This is a genomic window from Nonomuraea indica (genome assembly GCF_002850745.1).
Taxonomy (GTDB): Bacteria; Actinomycetota; Actinomycetes; order Streptosporangiales; family Streptosporangiaceae; genus Nonomuraea; species Nonomuraea indica.
In genome coordinates, this window is record NZ_KZ559469.1 from 536161 (window position 1) to 552855 (window position 16695).

Annotated in this window: 18 protein-coding genes; 7 read left to right on the plus strand and 11 right to left on the minus strand. The window is 72.0% G+C overall.

All coding sequences use genetic code 11. From position 1 onward, the window contains the following. Positions 1–65: 65 nt before the first annotated feature. The 6 genes from CXR44_RS14150 to CXR44_RS14175 form a co-directional block, all read right to left on the minus strand. Positions 66–941, minus strand: a complete 876-nt coding sequence (locus CXR44_RS14150; RefSeq protein ID WP_101786615.1) for a lysophospholipid acyltransferase family protein — start codon at positions 939–941, stop codon at positions 66–68. A 23-nt stretch (positions 942–964) separates the two neighbouring features. Beyond that, positions 965–1960: an NAD-dependent epimerase/dehydratase family protein gene (locus CXR44_RS14155; RefSeq protein WP_101786424.1), complete on the minus strand. Its 996-nt coding sequence runs from the start codon at positions 1958–1960 to the stop codon at positions 965–967. A gap of 23 nt (positions 1961–1983) precedes the next feature. After that, complete coding sequence (locus CXR44_RS14160) at positions 1984–2082, minus strand: 30S ribosomal protein bS22 (protein ID WP_018654693.1); 99 nt, start codon at positions 2080–2082, stop codon at positions 1984–1986. Positions 2083–2268: 186 nt separating this feature from the next. Further along, complete coding sequence (locus CXR44_RS14165; RefSeq protein WP_026214222.1) at positions 2269–2472, minus strand: helix-turn-helix domain-containing protein; 204 nt, start codon at positions 2470–2472, stop codon at positions 2269–2271. A 312-nt stretch (positions 2473–2784) separates the two neighbouring features. Continuing rightward, entirely contained in the window at positions 2785–3567 is a 783-nt protein-coding gene (locus CXR44_RS14170) for a phosphatase (protein WP_101786426.1), read from the minus strand. A gap of 9 nt (positions 3568–3576) precedes the next feature. Then, positions 3577–4740 carry an acetoin utilization protein AcuC gene (locus tag CXR44_RS14175; RefSeq protein ID WP_101786428.1) on the minus strand — a complete coding sequence of 388 codons (1164 nt, stop codon included), beginning with the start codon at positions 4738–4740 and terminating at the stop codon, positions 3577–3579. Positions 4741–4858: 118 nt separating this feature from the next. Between CXR44_RS14175 and CXR44_RS14180 the strand changes: the two genes are divergently transcribed. From CXR44_RS14180 to CXR44_RS14195, 4 genes are all read left to right on the plus strand, one after another. Next, positions 4859–6022 (plus strand): sensor histidine kinase, encoded by a 1164-nt coding sequence (locus tag CXR44_RS14180; RefSeq protein WP_101786429.1) that lies wholly within the window; start codon positions 4859–4861, stop codon positions 6020–6022. After that, complete coding sequence (locus CXR44_RS14185; RefSeq protein ID WP_101786431.1) at positions 6019–6678, plus strand: response regulator; 660 nt, start codon at positions 6019–6021, stop codon at positions 6676–6678. Before CXR44_RS14180 ends, CXR44_RS14185 begins: the two co-directional genes overlap by 4 nt. A gap of 80 nt (positions 6679–6758) precedes the next feature. Then, positions 6759–7649: an ATP-binding cassette domain-containing protein gene (locus tag CXR44_RS14190; protein WP_101786433.1), complete on the plus strand. Its 891-nt coding sequence runs from the start codon at positions 6759–6761 to the stop codon at positions 7647–7649. After that, positions 7646–8386, plus strand: coding sequence for an ABC transporter permease (locus CXR44_RS14195; RefSeq protein WP_101786435.1), 741 nt, complete (start codon positions 7646–7648; stop codon positions 8384–8386). The genes CXR44_RS14190 and CXR44_RS14195 overlap by 4 nt, the downstream gene beginning before the upstream one ends. Before the next feature lie 16 nt (positions 8387–8402). Here the strand turns inward: CXR44_RS14195 and CXR44_RS14200 are convergent, their stop codons facing one another. The 5 genes from CXR44_RS14200 to CXR44_RS14220 form a co-directional block, all read right to left on the minus strand. Beyond that, a complete protein-coding gene (locus CXR44_RS14200; RefSeq protein WP_101786437.1) occupies positions 8403–9587 on the minus strand; it encodes an ABC transporter permease in 1185 nt (394 codons plus the stop codon). Continuing rightward, positions 9584–10291 (minus strand): ABC transporter ATP-binding protein, encoded by a 708-nt coding sequence (locus CXR44_RS14205; protein ID WP_101786439.1) that lies wholly within the window; start codon positions 10289–10291, stop codon positions 9584–9586. Before CXR44_RS14205 ends, CXR44_RS14200 begins: the two co-directional genes overlap by 4 nt. Continuing rightward, complete coding sequence (locus tag CXR44_RS14210; protein WP_180903396.1) at positions 10288–11664, minus strand: efflux RND transporter periplasmic adaptor subunit; 1377 nt, start codon at positions 11662–11664, stop codon at positions 10288–10290. Before CXR44_RS14210 ends, CXR44_RS14205 begins: the two co-directional genes overlap by 4 nt. 85 nt (positions 11665–11749) lie before the next feature. Further along, on the minus strand, positions 11750–12544 hold the full coding sequence (proC, locus tag CXR44_RS14215) for a pyrroline-5-carboxylate reductase (RefSeq protein ID WP_219601791.1): 795 nt from the start codon (positions 12542–12544) through the stop codon (positions 11750–11752). Positions 12545–12565: 21 nt separating this feature from the next. Further along, positions 12566–13456: a proline dehydrogenase family protein gene (locus tag CXR44_RS14220; protein ID WP_101786445.1), complete on the minus strand. Its 891-nt coding sequence runs from the start codon at positions 13454–13456 to the stop codon at positions 12566–12568. A 91-nt stretch (positions 13457–13547) separates the two neighbouring features. Here CXR44_RS14220 and CXR44_RS14225 point away from each other — a divergent pair, with 91 nt between their 5' ends. From CXR44_RS14225 to grpE, 3 genes are all read left to right on the plus strand, one after another. Next, on the plus strand, positions 13548–14021 hold the full coding sequence (locus CXR44_RS14225; protein ID WP_245899133.1) for a hypothetical protein: 474 nt from the start codon (positions 13548–13550) through the stop codon (positions 14019–14021). A gap of 154 nt (positions 14022–14175) precedes the next feature. Beyond that, positions 14176–16044, plus strand: coding sequence for a molecular chaperone DnaK (dnaK, locus tag CXR44_RS14230; protein WP_101786450.1), 1869 nt, complete (start codon positions 14176–14178; stop codon positions 16042–16044). After that, the gene (grpE, locus tag CXR44_RS14235; RefSeq protein WP_101786453.1) at positions 16044–16679 is read left to right on the plus strand and encodes a nucleotide exchange factor GrpE; all 636 of its coding nucleotides are present in this window, start codon (positions 16044–16046) and stop codon (positions 16677–16679) included. The genes dnaK and grpE overlap by 1 nt, the downstream gene beginning before the upstream one ends. Positions 16680–16695: the final 16 nt, after the last annotated feature.

A 16695-nucleotide genomic window follows, 5' to 3' on the forward strand; every position in this document is an offset into this window, starting at 1 on the left:
TTCCTTCATGCCGGTTGTCACTTGCACAGGCTGGAACACCGGCCTGCCGCCACCGGTTGCACGGATCAGAGGAACGGCGGGAAAGCGTGCCCGCGGCGCAGCCGAAGCTCGTTGAGCATCTGCTGGACCAGCTCGCGCACGTGGTCGGTGAGCTCGAACACCAGCATCGGGTCGTCGGCGTCGGACGGGTCGTAGGCGTCGGTGTGCACCGGCTCACCGAACTCGATCATCCACTTCGACGGCAGCGGGACCAGGCCGAGCGGGCCGAGCAGCGGGAAGAACGGCGTGATGGGCAGGTAGGGCAGGCCGAGCAGCCGCGCCAGGGAGGCCAGGTCGCCGATCTTGGGGTAGATCTCCTCGGCCCCGACGATCGCGGTGGGCACGATGGGCACGCCGGCCCTGATGGCCGAGGCCACGAAGCCGCCGCGGCCGAACCGCTGCAGCTTGTAGCGCTCGGAGAACGGCTTGCCGACGCCCTTGAAGCCCTCGGGGAACACCCCGACGAGCTCGCCCTTGCGCAGCAGCCGGTCGGCGTCCTCGGGGCAGGCCAGCGTGTGACCGGTCTTGCGCGCCAGGTGGCCCAGCACGGGAAGCTGATAGACCAGGTCGGCGCCGAGCAGCCGCAGGGGCCGGTCGGCCTCGTCGTGCAGCGCCACCTGCAGCATGAGGGCGTCGAGCGGCAGCGTGCCCGAGTGGTTGGCCACCACGAGCGCGCCGCTGTCGTGCGGCACGTTCTTCAGCTCGACGGTCTCGACCCGGAACCAGTGGTGGTAGAGCGGCCTGAGCAGCTCCAGCATGACCTTGTCGGTGAGCTCGGGATCGTAGCCGAACTCGTCGACCTCGTAGTCGCCGGTGATGCGCCGGCGCACGAACGCCAGCGCCTCGGCCAGCGGGTCGGGTGCGGGCTCGTCGTAGGACGGCGCGTCGGTGATCGGGATCACCCGCGCCTCGCGGTCGGGGACGTTCACCGTGGGACACCTCCGAACGGACGCAGCTCACGCGAACGCAGGTAGTCGTCGAACGCCGCCCCGGTGGTGAACTTGGGCCGCCAGCCCAGCTCGGCCTCCAGCCGGCCGGCGTCGACCGCCCGGCCGTAGCTCATCAGCCTGAGCTGCTCGGGTGAGTAGTCGACCAGGCCCATGCGCCGCACGGTGTTGCCCAGCATCCGGAAGGCCGGCGAGGGCAGCGGCAGCGGCATCCGGCCGGCCCGCCGCACGCACTGCGACAGCAGCAGCACGCCGGCCCCGGCCACGTTGAACGTGCCGGGGTGGTCCTCGGTCGCCGTCCGGCGCAGCACCTCGACCGCGTCGTCCTCGTGGACGAACTGCAGCCGCGGGTCGAAGCCGAACACGGTCGGCACCACGGGCTGGGTGAAGTAGCGGGTCAGCGGCGAGTCGACGCCCGGCCCCATGAAGTTGGCGAAGCGCAGCAGCGTCACGGTGACGTCGGGGCGGCGGCGCGCGAACCCGCGCACGTAGGCCTCGACCTCGGCCGCGTCCTTGGCGTAGCCGTGGACCGGCCCGTCGTGCGGCTCCAGGTCCTCGGTGAACACCGCCGGGTCCTTGGGGGACGAGCCGTAGACCGCGGTGGTGGAGCGCACCACGACCCGCCGGACGGTGGCCGACCGCTGGCAGGCGCCGAGCAGTTGCATGGCGCCGATGACGTTGTGCTCCTTCATCAGCGCCCGCCCGGCGTTCCGCGACGGAGCGCTGACCAGGCTCATGTGCACGACGGTGTCGATGTCGGCGTCCGCGATCACCCGCGCGATGTCGGGGCTGCGCAGGTCAACGCGGACGAACTCGGTCCGCCCGAGGGAGACGCCGCCCTCTCGCGTCAGCGAGGGCGGCGGCACGGTGTCGACACCGATCACGCGGCTGATGCCCGGATCGGCAGCGAGAACGCTCGCCACCCGGGCGCCGATAGGGCGCGAGACCCCGGTGACGAGCACGGTGTGGGTCATCAGCGCCTCGCAGCTGCGTCTGGTTACTTCTTGTTACGCCGCTGGATGCGCGTCTTCTTGAGCAGCTTGCGGTGCTTCTTCTTGGCCATCCGCTTGCGGCGCTTCTTGATCACAGAGCCCACGGGACCCCCAGGTGGTGATAGCAAGGCTGAACCGATGTGCGAGCGCACACCGGGTCACAGACTACCGGCGATCCACGGTAGATCGCCCCAAGGGGGGTGGCCCGGCCGCGTTGTGCCGGCCGGGCTTCGCCCGCGTCGGCCATTCGCGGTGCGACCTCACCTGTGCGTCACACCGCTACTCCTACGTCATCCTGCCTCGATGTAGGCCTCCCGGAGATAGTCGTGGACCGCCTGCTCGGGGACTCTGAACGATCTGCCGACACGGATGGCCGGAAGCTCGCCGGAGTGCACCAGCCGGTACACGGTCATCTTGGACACCCGCATGACCGTGGCGACTTCTGCCACGGTCAGGAACTTCACCTCGCTGAGAGGTCTTTCGCCTGCACCCATCGGACGCCTCTTCCGCACGTGGTTTCCGGGTTATCCCCACTGGTGCCATTGCTCACGCACGTGTACTGCCGTCAGCGTAAGACGGGACTCCGAGTCGGCAAACCCCCCAGTTTCTCAGCCGCCGGAGCCGCGTGTCAGCCAGACCAGTAAAACACCTGGTCAGCAGCCTTCCGAGCACCTCGCCTGATCGTTGGAACTGTCCAACTTGTCACACATAAGAGTCGCCCAGGACGTGTCAAAAGTTGGCAAAGGGACAGCGAGCCTCTTGGAATGCAGGCGCGAAAAGACCGTATCGAGCTGACCGTTTTCGACTCAGAGGGCTCTTGAGACTGCAGTGACGAGCCACTCGGTCAGCGGAGCGTAATAGCGCGGCAGCACATTGTCGTCGAGCGGCACCACCACGTCGATCTTGCCCTCGGCCTCGCCGAGGAAGAGACCGGGGTCGTTGGAGTCGGCGAAGGCCACGGTCGGCACCCCGGCCTCGCCCGCGGCCCCGGCCCAGCCGTGGTCGGCGATGACCAGGTCCGGCGGCTCCTCGCCCAGCTCGTCCAGCATCTGCTCCATCGGGGCCGCGTCGTGGGTGTGCACGAAACCTCCCCTGTCGTCGAGCATCGCCACCTCGCCGAGGTAGCGGATGCGGCGCAGCCGGCCGAACCCGGACCCGGCGTACGACCAGCCCTCGGCGGGTGTGAGGAGCGTCGCACCGTGCTCGGCGGCGAACCTGGCGAGGGGCAGGTGGACGGCCAGCAGCCCCGTGGGGTGGCCGGTGGCGAACAGCAGCCGCGGCCGCTCGCGCGACAGCGCGGCGGCGATGCGCCCGGCCATGGCGTCGAGGGCGGCGATCGTCCGCTCGGGGTCGATGGTGTCCTGGCCGGAGCGGTGCCGGGGGTCCGCGACGACGCCCGCGGACTTGGCCATCAGCTCCAGGACGTCGCGGAAGGACCACGGCTGCTCGAACGTCAGGCCCAGCGCGTAGTAGGGGTCGCCGTTGGCCAGGGAGCTGTAGTGGTCGAGGTTGTTCTCCCGTGAGGTCGCGACATCGCCGGCGATGCGGGTACGGATCAGGTGCTCGTGGAGGGCGTCACGACTCAGCACGGTTCCTCGCTAGGGGATCGGGTCGAGGCCGTGCAGGGGGAAGACCGCTTTGCGGGTCGCCATGATCGCACGGTCGATCGGGTCTCCTGGGTCATAACCACCGGACAAGTCCTGGAATTCCGGTGTACGGCCGTCGGTCATGGTGAGCGGCGCGGTCTCCCCCGTGCGTTCCTGCACGAGCCGGCGCCAGGCCTGGCCGGTCGGCGTCGCCGGGTCGAGCGGGTGCCCCGCCACCTCGGCGATCAGGTGGGTCCAGGCCCGCGGCACCACCTGGACCAGCTCGTAGCCGCCCCCGCCCGTGACGATCCACCGGCCGCCGGCCGTCTCGTGGGCCAGGCGGTGCAGGGCGACGTAGGCGGCGCGCTGGCCGTCGAGGCTGAGCATCAGGTTGGCGAGCGGGTCGAGCGCGTGGCTGTCGCAGCCGTGCTGGGTCACCAGGATCTCCGGCGCGAACTCGCGCAGCAGCGGCGGCACCACCGCGTGGAAGGCGCGCAGCCAGCCCGAGTCGCCGGTGCCCGCCGGAAGGGCCACGTTGACGGCCGTGCCCTCGGCGCCGGTCTCCTCGGCGAACCCGGTGCCGGGGAACAACGTGCGCGGGCTCTCGTGCAGGCTGATCGTCAGCACCCGGGGGTCGTCGTGGAACAGCGCCTGCACGCCGTCGCCGTGGTGCACGTCCACGTCCACGTAGGCCACGCGGCGGGCACCCTGGCGCAACAGCCAGGCGATGGCCAGGGCCGGGTCGTTGTAGACGCAGAAGCCGCTGGCCTGCGACTTCATCGCGTGGTGGAGACCCCCGGCCACGTTGACCGCGTGCTCGGCCGCACCCTCCCAGACCGCGCGGGCGGCGGCGAGCGAGGCGCCGGCGATCAGCGCGGAGGCCTCGTGGACGCCGGCGAAGGACGGGTTGTCGGAGGTGCCGAGCCCGGCGGACAGGTCGGGCGCGCCGGTGGCGGAGCAGCGCCGGACCGCCTCGATGTAGCCGCGGTCGTGCACCATGGCCAGCTCGTCGTCGGTGGCGGGGACGCAGCCGGCCGTCTCCACCTTGTCGAGCACGCCCAGCTCCCGGGCGAGCGCCATCGTCAGCTCGACGCGGACGGGCGCGAGCGGATGGCCGGGGCCGAAATTGTATGAGGTGAGAGCATCGTCCCAGATGACCCGCACTGTCCGACTCATACGCACTCCCGTCCCTCGCCCTTGGGCCGACGTTACCGCAGCGCCCACAGGCCCCGTCGCCCCGGTGACGCCGGTGATCGAAGCGGGACGAAGCCGCTTTTCCGCGTAGGGTCTGGTCATGCGCTGGGTACGCCGTGTCGAGGCCGCATGGCGTTTCCTCCAGCGCCCCCGCGTCCTCGACACCACGCTCGTCGTCCTGCTCGTCACCGGCGGACTCCTCGCCGCGGGCACCGCACTGGCGCAGGGGCACGCGGAGATCGCCGCCGGCGCCGCGCACTTCACCGTGTCGGCCCTCCCCCTCCTCCTCCGCCGCGCCCGCCCGGTCGCCGTCGTCGCCGCCGTCACCGTCCTCGACGTCGTCGGCCTGCTCGGCGGCGTGATCCGGGCCAACAATCTACCCGTCCTGATCGCCCTCTACAGCCTGGGGCGCCACTCCACGGGCCGGACGGCCGTGGTCGTCGCGATGGCCGCGTCAGCCGGCTACAACGTGGCGATGCTCCCGCTCACCCCGCGGGCGGCAGCGTCCCCCGCCTGGCTGGCGACCACGTTCGCGTTCCTGGTGTTCATGGGCCTGGGCCAGCTCGTGCGCGTCCGCGCCGAGCTGAGGGAGCGGGGCCGCCGTGAGGCGGCCGAGGCCGCGGTCCGCGCCGAACGTCGGCGGATCGCCAGAGAGCTGCACGACGTCGTGGCCCACCACCTCAGCGTGATCAACGCGCTCGTCGGCGGCGCCCGCGCCACCCTGCCCCCGGGACACGACGTCACCCGCGAGGCGCTGTCCAGCGCCGAGGGCACCGCCCGTCAGGCGCTGACCGAGATGCGCCAGCTTCTGCACGTGCTGCGGGCCGACGGCGGCGAGGGCGACGGCGCCGCCACCGGCGTGGGCACGGACCGGCTGCCCGCGCTGATCGAGGAGGCCAGGACCGCCGGCCTGCCCGCCACCCTGTCCGTGCGGGGCCCGGCCGTGGCCTTACCCACGGCCGTCGACCACGCGGTCTACCGCATCGTGCAGGAGGCCCTGACCAACACCCGCAAGCACGCCGCGGGAGCCCGCGCCGGAGTCGTGCTGACCTACCGGCCCGAGGAGGTGGAGGTGGAGGTCGTCGACGACGGCGTCCCCCAGCACGCCGACAGGCATCCCGGCAGGCACCCCGCCGCGCCGCCCGGGTTCGGGCTCGGCGGCATGGCCGAACGCGTGGCACTGTGCGGCGGCGAACTGCAGACCGGCCCGCGCCCGGAGGGTGGTTTCCGGGTGCGCGCCCGCATCCCCCTGGAGAAGACATGATCGCGGTCCTCCTGGCCGACGACCACGCGCTGGTCCGCGTGGGCTTCCGCCTGATGCTCGACGCGCAGCCGGACATCCGCGTGGTCGGCGAGGCCGCCGACGGCGCCGAGGCGGTCGAGCGGAGCAGGCTGCTGCGGCCCGACGTGGTGCTGATGGACCTGCACATGCCCGGCGTGGACGGGGTGCGGGCCACCGAGCGGATCACCGCCGAGCTGCCCGGCGTGCGGGTGCTGGCGCTGAGCACGTTCGACCTGGACGAGAACGTGGTGGCCGCGCTGCGGGCCGGCGCCGACGGGTTCCTGCCCAAGGACGTCTCCCCCGAGGAACTGGTCGAGGGCGTGCGGGTGGTGCACCGGGGCGAGTCGGCCGTGGCGCCCCGCCTGCTGACCCGCCTCATCGGCACGTTCGTCCGGGCCGAGCCGCCCCACCGGCCCGGCGCCCGCCTGGAGCTGAGCGGCCTGACCGAGCGCGAGCGCGAGATCCTCGTACTGATCGCGCGCGGCCGGTCCAACGGCGAGATCGCCGCCGACCTGGGCGTCTCCCCCTCCACGGTGAAGAACCACGTCACGAGCGTGTTCGCCAAGCTGGCCGTCAGGGACCGCGCCCAGGCGGTGATCGCCGCCTACGAGGCCGGGCTCGTCACCCCCGGAGCGTAGGACCGCGCTCCCAGTCCTGCGGGCGACGAACGGTTCCCGGGCAGGAAGAAGTCTCCGGTCCGCGCCGCCACGCTGGACCCATGACCTCGATACGGGCAACGAACCTCACCAAACGCTACGGCCGGACCGCGGCCGTGGCGGACCTGTCCTTCGCCGTCGAGCCCGGCCGGGTGACCGGCTTCCTCGGCCCGAACGGGGCCGGCAAGTCGACGACCATGCGCATGCTCCTCGGCCTGGACCGTCCCTCGGACGGCTCGGCGCTCGTGGACGGCAAGCCGTACCAGGAGTGGAAGCACCCCCTCCGCAAGGTCGGCGCGCTGCTCGACGCCAAGGCCGTGCACGGCGGGCGCAGCGCGCGCAACCACCTGCTGGCCATCGCGCAGAGCAACGCCATCCCGGCGCGCCGGGTCGAGGAGGTGCTGGAGACGGTCGGCCTGCGCGAGGTGGCGCGGCGGCGGATCGGCGGGTTCTCGCTGGGCATGTCGCAGCGGCTCGGCATCGCCGCCGCCCTGCTCGGCGACCCGGAGACCGTCATCTTCGACGAGCCGGTCAACGGCCTGGACCCCGACGGCATCCTGTGGATCCGCACGTTCATGCGGGGGCTCGCGGCCGAGGGCCGGGCGGTCTTCGTCTCCAGCCACCTGATGAGCGAGATGGCGCAGACCGCCGACCACCTGGTGGTGATCGGCAAGGGCAGGCTGATCGCCGACACGAGCGTGCGGGAGTTCATCGGGCGCAGCTCCCAGGGATACGTACGGGTGCGCTCGCCCCGGCTGCCCGAGGTCGCCGAGCTGGTCAGGGTCGGCGAGCTGCACCCCGACCACCTGCGCGTGACCGCGATGACCCCGCTGGAGATCGGCACCCTCGCCGCGCGGGCGGGTCTGCCGCTGGAGGAGCTGACCTTCGTCCAGCCCTCGCTCGAAGCGGCCTACATGGAGCTCACCAAGGACAGTCTGGAGTTCTCGGCATGATCGACATCATCCGGTCCGAATGGACCAAGATCCGGTCCGTCCGTTCGACCGTGTGGACGCTGGCCATCACCGCCCTGCTGATGGTGGGCCTCGGCGCGCTGCTGTCGGGCTCCGCGGCCTCCTCGGCGGAGGGCCCGATCGACCCGGTCTCGGCGACGCGGATCAGCCTCAACGGCATCATGCTCGCCTCGATGGCCACGGCCACGCTGGGCGTGCTGGTGATCTCCAGCGAGTACCGGACGGGCGGCATCCGCACGACGCTCATGGCCGTGCCGCGACGCCTCAAGCTGCTCGCCGGCAAGATCATCGTGTTCACGGCGGTGGCGCTGGCCGTCAGCATGGCCGCCTCGCTCGCCAGCTTCCTGATCGGGCAGGCCATCCTCGACGGCGCGGCGCTCGGCGACCCGGGCACCGTGCGGGCGGTCACCGGCACCGGGCTCTACCTGACGGCGTGCGGCCTGTTCGGGCTGGCGCTGGGCGCCCTCATCCGGCACACGCCCGGAGCGATCGTCTCGGCCGTCGCCCTGATCCTCGTGCTGCCCCCGCTCACGAACGGGCTGCCCGGCCGGTGGGGCCAGGTCGTGCGCGACCACTTCACCTCCAACGCCGGCATGGAGCTGCCCTTCCCCTCCGACGCCAACCAGCTCGGCCCGTGGAGCGGCTTCGGCGTCTACCTCGCCTGGATCGCGGTCGTCCTGGTCGTCGCCGCGGTCCTGATGCGCCGCCGCGACGCGTGACCCCGCACCCGGACGGTCACTCGGCGCGGAGCGCGATGACGGGGTCCAGCCGGCCCGCCCGCCGCGCCGGCGCGACGCCGAAGAACACGCCGACCGCGGCCGACACCCCGAACGCCAGCGCGATCGACCACCAGGTGATCGTGGCCGGCACCTCGGTGAACGACCTGATGGCGAGCGCGCCCCCGACCCCCAGCACGATGCCGATCACCCCGCCGATCGTGGTGAGCAGCACCGCCTCGATGAGGAACTGGGCCAGCACGTCGCGTTGCCGGGCGCCGAGCGCCTTGCGCAACCCGATCTCGCGGGTCCGCTCCCGCACGCTGACCAGCATGATGTTGGACACCCCCACCCCGCCCACCAGCAGCGAGATGCCCGCGATGGCGGCCAGCACGCCGGTCAGCATGCCGAGCACGCTGCCGATCGTGCCGAGCAGCTGGGTCTGGGTGACGGCCGAGAACTTCTCCCCGGGGTACCGCGCGGTGAGCGCGTCCACCACCTTCCGCTGGAGCGGCTCGATCTCGTCGGGCCCCGAGGCGCCGACGGCGAGCCCGTTGACCCGGTCGACGCCGAGCATCCGCTGTGCCGTGGTCACCGGGACGTGCACCTCCTGGTCCCGGGACAGCCCGAACGTCTGCCCGATCGTCGCGTACACGCCGACGACCCGGAACCTGGCGCCCGCGATCGACACCTGCCGCCCCACCGGGTCGACGTCGCCGAACATCCGCGTGGCCACCTCGGCGCCGAGCACGGCCACCCGGCGCCGGGTGTCCACGTCGGTCTCGCTGAGCGGCCGGCCCTTGGCCAGGGGCCGCTCGAAGATCCCGGTGAGGCTCTGGTCGGTGCCGATGACGGTGACGAACGCCTCCGTGCGGCCGACCCGTACGGTCTCGCCCGACTGCAGGGACACCGTCACCTTGGCCGGGTCGCCGACCACCCGGCGCAGGTAGGCGACGTCGGCCAGGCTCAGCCGGCTCTGCGTCGGCGCCGCGCCCACGGTGAGCTGGCCCGGCACGACGAGGATGATGTTCGTGCCGAGGCCGGAGATCTGCTCCTCCACGGCGTCCTTCGCGCCGGTGCCGACGGAGACGAGGACGACCACGGCCAGCACGCCGATGATGACGCCGAGCATGGTCAGCGTGCTGCGCAGCCGGTTGACCCGCAGCGCCTCCAGCGCCATCGCGAACGCCTCGCGCCCCCTCACCGCGCGCTCCCGGTGTCCAGCTCGATGAGCCCGTCGCGGACGTGGATCTGGCGGCGGGCGCAGGCGGCGATCTCCTGGTCGTGCGTGACCAGCACCACGGCCACGCCGCCGTCGGCGTTGAGCCGGTCGAGGATGGCCATGACCTCGGCGCCGTTGCGGGTGTCGAGGTTGCCGGTGGGCTCGTCGGCCAGCAGCACCTTCGGCTCGCCGACCAGCGCCCTGGCGATGGCGACGCGTTGCTGCTCGCCGCCGGACATCTGCGACGGCCGGTGCTCCAGCCGATGGCCGAGCCCCACCGCCTCCAGGGCCGCCGCCGCCCGCGCCCGCCGCTCGGACCGGCCGACACCCCGGTAGACCAGCGGCAGCGCGACGTTGTCCAGCGCCGTGGTCCTCGCGAGCAGGTGGAACGACTGGAAGACGAACCCGATGGTCCGGTTGCGCAGCTCGGCCAGCCGGCTCTCCGACAGGCCCGACATCTCGACCCCGTTGACCCGGAGCACGCCCGAGGTGGGACGGTCGAGGCAGCCGAGCAGGTGCATGAGCGTGGACTTGCCGGAGCCGGACGGGCCCACGATGGCCGCGAACTCGCCCTGGCCGATCCGCAGCGAGACGCCGCGCAGCGCGTCGACGGCGACCCCTTCGAGCTGGTAGCGCCGGGTCAGGTCGACGGCCTCGATCGCGGGTGCCCGCTCGCCGGAGGTCATGGCAGGCGCTGGCCCTGCCGTACCGAGTCCGCGCCCTTGACCACGACGCGCTCGCCCACCGCCACGCCGGACAGCACCTCCACCACGGCGTCGCCCTGGGCGCCCAGCTTGACCGTGCGGCGCTCGGCGGCTCCGCCGCCGCCCGCGACCCAGACCACGCTCTCGCGCCCGCTGGAGACGATCGCGGAGGCGGGCACGGCCACGGCCGCCGGCGACTCGCGCACGGTCAGCCGGGCGACCGCGCTCATGCCCGGTTTCGGGGTGGGCGCCTTCGTGCCGTCGTCGTACGCGCCGGAACCGAGCGTGAGCTGCACGGGATAGCTGACGCCGCCCGTCGTGCCCTCCTTGGGGGTGACGCCGACGCCGGTCACCCGGCCCGGGTAGCCGGCGCCGGGCACCGCGTCGAGCTCGACGCTCGCCTTGGTCCCCTTCTCGACGAGCAGCACGTCCGTCTCGTCGATGTCGGCGGCCAGCGTGAGCTCGGAGACGTCGGTGACGGTCACGACGGTGTCGCCCGCCGAGACGGGCACGCCCACCGCGACGGGCGAGCCGCTCCCGCCGGAGCCGGCGGACGGCAGCGACGGGAGCTGCTGTCCGCCGCCCGGCAGCCCGCTGAGGAGCCCGTCGAGCCCGCCCGTCGCTCCGCCGGAGCCGCGGCCGAGCGTGACCACCCCGGCGAACGGCGCCCTGACGGTCAGCGCCTTCTTCGTGCTCTCGGCGGCCCGGACCGCGGCCCTGGCCTGCGAGGTGGAGGCCGCCCGCAGGGAGGCCATGGACGCGGTCAGGCCGCCGATGCCGCTGCTCACCCCGGACATGACACCGCTGATGGAGCGGTTGAGCTGGGCGGTGATGCTCGCCAGTGCTCTGGTCTGCGCCCGGTGCTGGGCCTCGGCCAGGTCGATGGCGCTGAGCAGCTGCCTGCGCGCGTGCGCGTCGCGCACGCGCGCGGCCTCCTTGCGCGCCCTGGCGAAGTGCCTGCTCACCTTGGCGTCGAACGCCCTGCCGTCGAACGAGGCGAGCCGGACGTCGACGGGCCTGACCGGGGCGGGGACGGCCGGTGCCGCGAGCCTGGCGGCCTGGCGGGCCTGCCGGAGCTGCGCCTCGGTCTGCGGTGAGCTGATCCTGGCCAGGACCTGGCCCTTCTTGACGCTCTGGCCCTCGCGCACGTACAGCTTGGCGATCGTGCCCGGCGCGGGTGAGCGCAGCGTCGCCGTGGCCCGGGCGCCGACCGTGGCGGGCGCCTCGACGACCTCGGTGACGGGGGCGCGCCTGACCTCGGCGAGCGCGATGTTCGCGGGCTCGTCCTCGGTGCAGCCCGTCAGGGCGAGCAGGAGCACGACGAGCAGCGGGGGGATGCCGCGACGTATCGTCACCCGACCCATGGTAGGGATCACCCCCGCCGGGTCGCCGGGCGAGGCCCGGAACACTCAGGGGCCGGGACGGTCAGGGGCTGTGGTGTCAGCCGGAGGCGAGCTGGCGGCCGCGGTCGCGGGCGGCCTCGATGGCGGCCAGGAAGGCGGCGCGCACGCTGTGCCGTTCGAGCTCGGCGATCGCCGCGATCGTGGTGCCGCCGGGCGACGTCACGGCCTCGCGCAGGATCACCGGGTGCTCGCCCGAGTCGCGCAGCATCACGGCCGCGCCCACGATCGACTGGGTCACCATGTCGAGGGCGGCCGCCCGCGGCATGCCGAGCAGGATGCCCGCGTCGACCATGGCCTCGACCAGGTAGAAGAAGTAGGCGGGCCCGCTGCCGGACAGCGCGGTCGCGGCGTCCTGCTGCGACTCGGGGATGCGCAGCACCTTGCCGACGGGCCGCAGGAGGTCCTCGGTGTGCCGGAGATGCTCCTCGCCGGCGTGGGCGCCGGCCGAGATGACGCTCATCGCCTCGTCGAAGCGGATGGGCGTGTTGGACATGACCCTGACCACGGGCACCTCGGCGTCGAGGCGCTGCTCGACGAACGCGGTGGTGATGCCGGCCGCCGCGCTGATCACCAGGCGGTCGGCGGGCACGTGCGGGGCGATCTCGGCGAGCAGCGACGCCATGTCCTGCGGCTTGACGGCGAGGATCAGCGTCTCGGCGGCCTTGGCGGCCTCCGGGTTGGACATCGTGCGCACGCCGTAGGTCTCGCGCAGCGCCTGCGCCCGCTCGGGGCGGCGGGTGGTGGCCACGATGTCGTCCGGCTTGAAGCCCGCCCGCAGCAGGCCGGACAGCAGGGCCTCGCCCATCTTGCCCGTGCCCAGGATCGCAATCACGCCAAGCAGCCTATCGGCTCGCTACCCCCTGCTCAGCAGGGAGCGGGCGAAGAAGGCGAGGTTGCGGGGCCGCTCGGCCAGGCGGCGCATGAGGTAGGCGTACCAGTCGTCGCCGTAGGGCACGTAGACCCGCATCTGGGCGCCCAGCCTCGCCAGGCGCTGCTGCTCGGCGGGCCGGACTCCGTAGAGCATCTGATACTCGTACGCCGAGAAGTCGCGCCCGTGCAGCACCGCCAGCGCCGAGGCGATCTCCACCAGCCGGGGGTCGTGCGTGGCCACCATGGGGTAGCCGGAGCCGGCCATCAGCACCTTGAGGCAGCGCACGAACGACCGGTCGATGTCGGCCTGCGCGGTGTGGGCGCCGGGGGCGGTGTAGGCGCCCTTGCACAGCCGTACCCGCGCCCCTTCGGCGGCCGCGAGCCGGGCGCAGCGCTCCTGCGAGTCGGGCAGGTAGGCCTGGACGACCACGCCGACCGACGGGTGCTCCTTGCGCAACGTGGCGTGCACCGAGTGCAGCCCGGCGATCGTGTCGTGCTCCTCGGCGTCGAGGGTGAGCGTGATGCCGCGCAGGGCGGCGTGCTCGCAGATGGTGGCGGCGTTGTCCAGCGCGAGCTGCTCCGACAGCCGCAGGCCCAGGGCGGTCAGCTTGACCGACACGTCGGAGCCCTCGGGCAGGCGGGCGAGCAGCGCCAGGTAGGCGTGCACCTCGCCCTCGGCCTGCGCCCGGTCGGTCACCTCCTCGCCCAGGTGGTCGACGGTGACGAGCAGCCCGTCGCGGGTCAGCTCCGAGACGACCGCGCCCACGTCCTGGGCGACATAGCGCCTGACCACGTCCTTGGTCAGCGGAGAGACGGACACGAAGCGCTCGACGCGCTCGCTCCTTGAGGCGGCTAGCAGGACCTGACGAAGCACGTCACCACCCTAGCCCCCGGACCCGCGCCCGCCCGCCGGATCCCGTCGTGAACCGCTCGTTGACGCGGTCCGTCGTAGGGGTATGCGAACGATGACAGCGACTCTTCTGGCCGGATGTCTGCTCGCGACGAGTTGCGGCACCGCGCCGCCCGACGGGCGCGCCGGCTCCTCCACACCGTCCTCCTCCGGCACGACCGTCACCGCCACCGCGGTGTCCACGGCGTCCACGCCGACGCCCGGCACGCCCCCCGCCAAGGGCCCGGAGCCGGTCAGGCCGACCGGTGACGCGGTGGACGTCCGCAAGGTCCGCTGGACCAAGGCCAAGCCCGTCGACAAGGGGCGCAAGGTCCAGCTCTTCTGGATGTCCGGCGTCGCGCCGTGCACGGTGCTCGACCGGGTGAAGGTCAAGGAGACGCGCTCGCGCGTCACGATCACCCTGTACGAGGGCACCTCGCCCAAGGCGAGGAACGTCTCCTGCATCATGATCGCCATCGAGAAGACCACCACGGTGAAGCTCAAGGCCCCGCTCGGCAAGCGCAGGATCGTGGACGGCGCCAAGGGCTGACACCCGCCGGAACCGATCACGCCGACGGCGAACAGGAGGGAATGCGCAGGCCGTCCTTGGGGTTGAGTCGAGTAGGCTCAAGACGTTTGACAAACACACCCGTCATTCGTACGTTGAGTCTGACCGACTCAACTTTGACTCCAAGGACGTACTCATGGCACGTGCGGTAGGTATCGACCTGGGGACGACCAACTCCGTCGTCTCGATCCTCGAGGGCGGTGAGCCCACCGTCATCGCCAACGCGCAGGGCTCGCGGACCACGCCGTCCGTGGTCGCCTTCGCGAAGAACGGCGAGGTCCTCGTCGGTGAGGTCGCCAAGCGGCAGGCCGTCACCAACGTCGACCGGACCATCCGCTCGGTCAAGCGGGAGATAGGCACCTCCTGGTCCAAGGAGATCGACGGCAAGAAGTTCTCGCCGCAGCAGATCAGCGCCTTCGTCCTGCAGAAGCTCAAGCAGGACGCCGAGGCCTACCTGGGCGAGAAGATCACCGACGCCGTGATCACCGTCCCGGCCTACTTCAACGACGCCCAGCGGCAGGCCACCAAGGAGGCCGGCACGATCGCGGGCCTCAACGTGCTGCGCATCATCAACGAGCCGACCGCCGCCGCTCTGGCCTACGGCCTCGACAAGGAGGAGGACCAGACGATCCTGGTCTTCGACCTCGGCGGCGGCACCTTCGACGTGTCCCTGCTCGACGTCGGCCAGGAGGACGGCCACGGCTTCGTGGAGGTCAAGGCCACCTCGGGCGACAACCACCTCGGTGGTGACGACTGGGACCAGCGCATCGTCGACGAGCTGGTCACCAGGTTCAAGAACGCCCACGGCGTCGACCTGTCCAAGGACAAGATGGCGCTCCAGCGCCTGCGCGAGGCGGCCGAGAAGGCCAAGATCGAGCTGTCCAGCCAGTCCGAGACCACGATCAACCTGCCCTACATCACGGCCTCGGCCGAGGGCCCGCTGCACCTCGACGAGAAGCTGACCCGCGCCGAGTTCCAGCGGCTCACCGCCGACCTGCTCGAGCGGACCAAGGGCCCGTTCCACCAGGTCATCAAGGACGCCGGCATCAAGGTCTCCGACATCGCCCACGTGGTGCTCGTCGGCGGCTCGACCCGCATGCCCGCCGTCTCCGAGCTGGTCAAGGAGCTGACCGGCGGCAAGGAGCCCAACAAGGGCGTCAACCCCGACGAGGTCGTCGCCATCGGCGCCGCCCTGCAGGCCGGCGTGCTCAAGGGCGAGGTCAAGGACGTCCTGCTGCTCGACGTGACCCCGCTGTCGCTGGGCATCGAGACCAAGGGCGGCATCTTCACCAAGATCATCGAGCGCAACACGACGATCCCGACCAAGCGCTCCGAGGTCTTCACCACGGCCGAGGACAACCAGCCGTCGGTGCAGATCCAGGTCTTCCAGGGTGAGCGCGAGATCGCCTCCTACAACAAGAAGCTCGCCACGTTCGAGCTGACCGGCATCGCCCCGGCGCCGCGCGGCATCCCGCAGATCGAGGTCACCTTCGACATCGACGCCAACGGCATCGTCAACGTCTCCGCCAAGGACCTGGGCACGGGCAAGGAGCAGACGATGACGATCACCGGCGGCTCCGCGCTGCCGAAGGACGACATCGAGCGCATGATGCGCGAGGCCGAGTCCTACGCCGAGGAGGACAAGAAGCGCCGCGAGGAGGCCGAGGTCCGCAACAACGCCGACGGGCTCGCCTACCAGACGGAGAAGTTCCTCCGCGAGAACGACGACAAGGTCCCCGGCGAGATCAAGACCGAGGTCAACGACGCGCTGGCCGAGCTGAAGAAGGCCCTGGAGGGCACGGACACCGACGTGATCCGCACCTCCGCCGAGAAGCTCGCCACGGTCAGCCAGAAGATGGGCTCGGCGATCTACGCCCAGAGCCAGCAGTCCGCCGGCGAGGGCGCTCCGCAGGACGCCGCGCCCGGTGAGGACGCGCAGGCCAAGGCCGACGAGGACGTCGTCGAGGCCGAGATCGTGGACGACGAGCCGAAGAAGGACAAGTGATGCCGCCGCGTGACAACGGACACGAGCACAGCGAGCCGGTGATCCGCGACAACCGCAAGATCGACCCGGAGACGGGTCAGGCCCGGGTCAGCTCCGACGGCAAGCCGGAGCAGCCCGCCGAGGCCCCGGCCGAGCCGGGCGGGGCGGCCCCGGCCGGGGCCGGCGCGACCGGCGAGGAGGGCGAGCTGCAGGCGCAGCTCGCCGAGCGGACCGCCGACCTGCAGCGTCTCCAGGCCGAATACACCAACTACCGCAGGCGCGTCGAGCGCGACCGCGTCGCGGTGCGCGAGCAGGCCGTCGCCGGCGCGCTGACGGAGCTCCTGCCGGTGCTCGACGACATCGGCAGGGCCCGTGACCACGGCGAGCTCACCGGCGGCTTCGCGAAGGTGGCGGAGTCGCTGGAGGCGGCGCTCACCAAGCTGGGGCTCAGCCCGTTCGGGCAGAAGGGCGAGCCCTTCGACCCGACCGTCCACGAGGCGCTGATGCACAGCTACTCACCGGACGTGACCGAACCGACCGCGGTCGAGGTGCTGCAGTCCGGTTACCGCATGGGTGACCGGGTGCTGCGCCCGGCGCGGGTGGCCGTGGCCGAGCCCGAGGACGCCCCCCCGGCGTCCGCAGACGACGACAACTGACCAGAGAACGAAGGGC